Genomic DNA, 6492 nt, shown 5'->3' with positions numbered 1-6492 from the left:
CAGCGTGACCTTGCAGGGTGACCTGCTTGCCGTTAACCAAGCGCTTGGATCGCTGATGTATGTGCCTGATGCCGACTTCAACGGTGCGGACGAGATCCGCGTTGAGGTCAGCGATCTGGGTCAAACCGGGACCGGTGGCGTCCAAACGGTTTCCAAAGCTGTGCCAATAACCGTGACGGCGGTGAACGACGCGCCTGTGATCCTTGGCGCGACATCTGCGGGGTCGATCCTGGTCAATCAGGACGATGTCTGGGATACGGCACAGGCGTATGGTCAGGGCCGGACGATCACTGCCAATGCAGAGTTTCTTGCCGGCGATACGCTGAGCTTTGACATCACGGGCGTTGCGCAATCGGGGATCTCATTCTTCCTGCGCGGCGAAGGCGGTCAGCTACTGGAGCCTTATTTCAGGGTTGCACCGGGCGATAACCGGATCTTCAACTACACCCTGACCGAAGATCAGGCCGTCATGTCCTATCGCGGCGACGCGACCGGGGTGGGCGGCAACCCGGGCTGGGATATCGACGCGACGGTGATCTCGGGCGGGCTGGATGTTGACGAGGACGGCACGGCGACCTTCAGCGGCGTTTCCATATCGGATGTCGATGCGGATGCAGGCGAGGTTTCGGTCACGCTTGAGGTCGGAAACGGTGTCTTGACGCTGGGCAACACAGCAGGGTTGACGCAAAGCGATGCGGACGGGTCCGACGGTACGCTGGCCTTTACCGGCACGGTTGCCGATGTGAACGCGGCCCTTGCTGCGCTGGATTATACCGGCGATCAGGACTTCAACGGCTTTGATGCGCTGAACATCACAGTTGACGACCAAGGCAACACCGGTGCGGGTGGCGCGCTGGTCGACAGCGCCTCTGTTGTGATTGACGTGGCAGCAGTGAACGACATCGCCGAAATTGGCGGTGTCGCGGCAGGCGACGTCAATGAGGACGGCGGGGTAATATCCAATAAACTGACCGCCTTTGACGGGGCCGCGAATGAGTACCTAGGGTATAACAGTGCGGTCTCTGCGGATGGCAGCATTTTTGTTGTCGGGAGCTATTCGAATGACGCTGGCGCAACCGATGCCGGTGCAGCCTATGTCTTTGACCGCGACGGCAGCCTTGTGGCCAAACTTGTTGCACCTGACGGGGCTGCAAGTGATTTGTTCGGCTGGGACGTCGATGTCTCGGCGGATGGCGGCACGATTGTTGTCGGCGCACGCGAAGATGACGACGCGGGCAGCAGTTCCGGCTCTGTCTATGTGTTCAGCCGTGATGGCAGCTATGTCACCAAACTGACCGCATCTGATGCGTCGTCAGGGGACCGCTTCGGGATTAGTGCCTCGGTTTCAGGTGATGGTAACACAATCGTGGTCGGGGCCTATCTGGATGATGTAGGAGGTTCCAACACCGGTTCGGCCTATACCTATCGTTATGACGGCACATCCTGGCAGCAAGAGCAAAAGCTGGTAGCGTTTGATGCAGGCAGTAGTGATTACTATGGAATATCAACCGCTGTTTCGGATGATGGTGGCACCATCGTGGTCGGAGCTTATCTGAACGACGACACCGCAACGAATACCGGCTCTGCCTATGTTTACAATGCGGATGGCAGTCTGGTGACCAAACTGACAGCTTTTGATGCAGCGTTGAGCGATTGGTTTGGCGAAAGTGTTTCTGTATCCGGAGATGGCAATACCATCGTAATCGGTGCCAGACTGGACGACGACGGCGGTGCCAGCAATTCTGGTTCTGCCTACGTGTATAACCGCGATGGCAGCTTGGTCCGCAAGCTGACTGCTCCGGATGGGGTCAACAATGACTATCTTGGCTTCAGCACTGCAGTCTCTGCTGATGGCACGATCATTGTGCTTGGGGCGTTCGGGGATGATGACAAAGGAAGCAGTTCCGGTTCTGTCTATGTCTTTAATCGCGCGGGCGTTCTTTTGTCCAAGTTAACCGCAGCCGACGGTGCCGCGGGCGATCAATTCGGTTTTAGCGTTTCTGTCTCTGCCGATGGCAGCACGATTTTGACGGGTGCGCGGTTGGACGACGACAACGGCATCAATTCCGGTTCTGCCTATGTGTTCAATCTTAACCGGGATGGCAATTTCGTTGACTTTGAGGGCAACATCTATGGCCCGACCGGCATCATCGGGACGCAAGCGCTGGATAGTGATCCGGTTGCTTCTGGCCAGCTGACCATCACCGATGCCGACACTGGCGAAGCCACGCTGCAAGCGATTGCGGCAGGCACGGCGGGGGACAACGGCTATGGCAGCTTTGAGGTCAGCACCGACGGCGCGTGGCGCTATACGCTGGACAATACCAATACGGATGTGCAGGCACTTGATGATGGCGATACGCTGACCGACACGATTACCGTGACCTCGGCAGACGGGACGGCGACACAGGTGATCAGCGTCACCATCAACGGTGCCGATGACGCGCGGACCTTGTTTGACGTCACTACGATCAGCCAAAGCACAGGTTTTGCCTTTACCGGGATCGAGGCCGAGAACGACATTGGTCTTGGCGTCCAGATGCGGGTTGCCAATATCGGCGACTTCAACGGCGATGGTGTAGATGACTTTGCCGTGGGGGCTGCCAATAACGGCCCGAATGGTACGTCTGATAACGGCGCTGCCTATGTTGTCTTCGGGGCTTCGGGGGGCTTGCCTGCGGGCTTGACGCCTGGCGATCTGAATGGCGCAAACGGGTTTACCATTCCCGGTGCAAGCTTTGGCGGGTCAATTGGCGACCTGTTGGGCAATGCGATCACCGGTGTTGGCGACATGAATGGGGACGGGTTTGATGATCTTGCCGTCAGCGCATTCTATGGCGATCCAAATGGCGTAGGCGGGCGCGAAGGGCAGGCCTATATCCTTTATGGCAAGGCGGCACCCATGTCCGCGAATGTCTATCCCGCGACCTTGTCGGCGAACGAGGTTTCCATCATCTCCGGTGGAAACTTTGACAGCGAGTTCGGCAATGACATTTCCAGCGCGGGGGACGTGAATGGTGATGGTCTGGATGATATGATCATCTCGACAGCGACCTCAAACGGCAAAGCCTATGTTGTTTTTGGCACTGGTGCGGCGCTGCCACAGCAGTTCAACGCTGATCAAATCGGCACCGCCATCGCCGGGATCGAGATTACCGGGCAGGGCAGCACGGGCGTTATCGGCAACCGTGTCAGTGGTGCGGGCGATCTGAACGGTGACGGGATTGACGATCTGGTTGTGACTGAAAGTACCAAGTCAAACATCAACGCCTTTGATGGCAGCGCCTATGTGGTGTTTGGCAAGGCGGGGCTGGGTTCTGTCAATGTTGACAGTCTTGCTGCCGCGGATGGTTTTGAATTCAACGGTCTTGATACATTCGATGGCGTGGGCATGACCGTGTCGAACGCGGGCGATGTCAATGCTGATGGTTTGGATGATCTGATCATCGGCGGCCGCAGCGGCGATGCTTTTGTGATCTTTGGCGATGATGCGGCGTCACCGGACTGGGCCCAGAACCGGAATGATCTGGACGGGTCCAACGGGTTCACCATCAAGGCCGATCCCGCAGACAGCGGTGCCCGGATGCAGGCGGTGTCCGATGCAGGCGATGTCAATAACGACGGCATCGACGATCTGCTGGTCTCGACCCGTGGCGATGCTTACGTGGTTTACGGGTCTGACACCGGTTTTGAGGCAGAGCTGGAACTGGCGCTGATGACTGCGGCGGACGGCTTCAAGATCGATGGCATGAACGGCGAGGTAGACGTTTCGGCAGCCGGGGACATCAACGATGATGGCATTGCGGATATTCTGGTGGCAGATTGGACGTCAAACAACGGCGACTCAGAAGCCTATGTGATCTATGGCGATGACTTGAACCTGATTTGATCGGACGTTCTGAATTGGAAAGGCCGGGGGATGCAAATCCTCCGGCCTTTTTTCATTGCGGCGTCACAAAGCAAACGATGCCTTAGCTTTCCGTATCCAATTCGACCGGTGCGCCTGAAACCTGAAACCTGAAACCTGAGACAGCGATCGGCGAAGGACCGCAATCCGGTCGTGCCGGGTTTGCACCGGTGCCACCGGTGACTGGGCCACCGTCGTCAGAGGCCGCGCCAGAACCGAAGCATTCTTTGAACTGGATACAACCCAGAAGGCGGCACGAAACCAACCAGATTACATCCTAGCTGCGCCGCAAAGCGGTCAAATAGGCAGGACTACCTCACTAGGCATAGCTGCGCGCGGGGCTTGCTTTAACGTGGTGAATAAGCTGTGTCGTTGACACGTGTTCCGTGCGTCTTAGGTAGACCACCTTGCAAATGTCAGAAAGCCAGTCGAATTCGCCTTCCCAATCGCTGCCCATACCAAACACATGTGCATCAAACCGTCTGATATCATCCGGCTTTTGAGGCCAGTTTTTTTCCGCAAAAACACGATCGACGTAACGACAACAGCTTAAGATCTCAATACGTTCTTCAAAACGGATAATTGATTTCTTGCCTTTGACTGAATTGAATTCATCTGTCGCACAGCCAACATAAAGTTCGTCCCCCAAAGCTTTGAGCCGTTTAAGAAGACGGACGTGCCCAACATGAAACAAATCAAATGTTCCGTAGGTAATAATTCGTTTCACCATTTTTCAAATGCCTGCGCATTTAGAAACTGGCGATAGTTCTTGTTCCACATTTGCCACGGAAGCTTTGCGGATGTGTTGGGAATACGCCAATCTTGTCCGTAGTTGATTTCGAGCATCTTTTCGGGCTTGGCGGGGATCGGAGTTTGGGTTCTCACATCATATCTAATGGGGAAGGCATCGGCTGGTGTCAGATCACCAAAAGTATGCGGATAAACAAAGAGTTTTTCGTTCTCGATCCAAGCAGGGAACAGATCGATGGGAACGCCATCTATACGCTTTGGTTTTAGAACTGGTGGGTTTTTTATTGCAAACAAGTTTTCGTTTAAAATCCCCCTAGCAAAGAGCGTGTTTTTGATCCCCAACCATTGTTCGGCTGCCTCGGCGGCCGAGGTTGCAGGAAGTAGGATCGCAATATCCAGATCGTCGTCATGGGGTAAAAGCCGCCCCTCACGGACAAGACCCAATAAGGTTCCAGACACAACGAATGCAGGTCCGAACTCTTCACTCAGGAAGTCAATAAAGTCACGTAGATTGCGCCAGAACGCTGGCTGGATATCGGCATCTCCAAATTTCAGGCTCACGCCATGGGCATTAAATTCCCTGGGCTTGATCGCTTTGTTAAGCAGCGCCAGAAAATTCGGATATTCTCGATGGGTTCTGTTGCGCCAAAAACAGCTACGAAGAGCAAGCATTTCAGCCTCGAAATGCTCTTCATAGCCGTGACGAATAACCCCCAAGACAGCACCAAGCAGTTGCCCTTCCTCTGTTTCCTTATCTTGCCTGGAAAGGGCAACAAATTCATCATTAAGAAGATCAAGATCAACCTTTTTGTGTTCTATCTGGTCATCCAATAGGTCACAGATGCGGCTGATGCTATTATAGTCGAAAACAACAAGCGGAATTTCCTTCGTTTGGTCCTCTGACACAACGCTTAATGTCGCAGGTAATTCTCGGGCTTCAATTCTAATATCGTTAAAGCGACATGCGCGACAATTCAGACTTTGATCCCGGAAATTCCGGTCTAGCCGGCCAGTATGCTTGTCATGGAATTTAACATCAAGATGTCGATCCGCATAGGTTACCTTTAACATCGGTACCGCGCCAAATGTCTTGTCGACAACGCAATACCCGCCCACGTTTAAGCTATAGTTTTCTGGTTCACGCTTAATGTTTAACTTCTTGCTCAATACCTCAGGGTATCAGTCTTGAGGCAGTGAATGCCTAATACCTCTATTCATTATAATCTGCCCGTATCAATGCCTGATACCTAGCAATTTTTTGCCAGTTTTTATATTTTTCCTCGACGCTAGCCAGTTCGTCTCTACCGCGCGAGAACTTTTTCCAAGCGTCTGCGTTATTTTTCAAACGCTTGCAAAAACGCTTATATAGTCGATGCCTGAAGTGCCCTTTCACTTCTCGAGCGGCTTCTTCGGCTTTGTGGCTTGTGACCTGCCCCCAAGTTTTCCAACGCCATACGCGGAATACTTAGGGTCCTATCGGCGACCCTAAGCGCCTTGGTTTTAGTCAGAATGTTCGGGACGCTGCGAGAGCGTGGGCGGATAGAAATACCTTTGGCCCTGAGTTTGTTGTCGGCCCAGAAAGGGACAGACCATGCGCCAGTGATACCTAGTTCAGGTCCATCGCCGTCAGCTCTTTCGTCCTGCATCGGCGACCACTTGTGCGACAGTGCTGCGCAACACCGCGCGATGCAGCCCTTTTTCGCACCCCGACAGCTGCAATAAAAAAAGGGGCGCTGCAGATGCAACGCCCCTGATAATGTTACCTCGCAGCGTTTACTCTGCGGGGACACCAAGACCCGGTGCAAGACCGTTTCCGGTGGCACCTTCGATGTTGT

The 6492-nt window shown here is 54.2% G+C and carries 3 protein-coding genes; 1 reads left to right on the top strand and 2 read right to left on the bottom strand.

Annotation, left to right across the window (positions count from 1 at the left end):
- The coding region (locus ABYT07_RS17910) for a VCBS domain-containing protein (RefSeq protein WP_372993387.1) at positions 1 to 3889 on the top strand (3889 nt) is incomplete at its 5' end.
- A 337-nt stretch (positions 3890 to 4226) separates the two neighbouring features.
- On the opposite strand, the gene ABYT07_RS17905 is transcribed toward ABYT07_RS17910, so the two are convergent.
- Both ABYT07_RS17905 and ABYT07_RS17900 read right to left on the bottom strand, forming a co-directional pair.
- On the bottom strand, positions 4227 to 4637 hold the full coding sequence (locus ABYT07_RS17905; RefSeq protein WP_372993386.1) for an adenylyltransferase/cytidyltransferase family protein: 411 nt from the start codon (positions 4635 to 4637) through the stop codon (positions 4227 to 4229).
- Positions 4631 to 5824, bottom strand: a complete 1194-nt coding sequence (locus ABYT07_RS17900) for a hypothetical protein (RefSeq protein WP_372993385.1) — start codon at positions 5822 to 5824, stop codon at positions 4631 to 4633. The genes ABYT07_RS17905 and ABYT07_RS17900 overlap by 7 nt, the downstream gene beginning before the upstream one ends.
- Between the last annotated feature and the right edge of the window lie 668 nt (positions 5825 to 6492).

It is taken from the genome of Sulfitobacter sp., assembly GCF_041552635.1.
GTDB lineage: Bacteria > Pseudomonadota > Alphaproteobacteria > Rhodobacterales > Rhodobacteraceae > Sulfitobacter.
The sequence above is the reverse complement of the archived record's forward strand: the minus strand, read 5'-3'. Positions and strand labels throughout refer to the sequence as shown.

What these genes read in the sequence shown, in the direction of transcription:
- ABYT07_RS17905 (WP_372993386.1), bottom strand. Translation starts at nt 4,637, where the DNA reads ATGGTGAAACGAATTATTACCTACGGAACATTTGATTTGTTTCATGTT.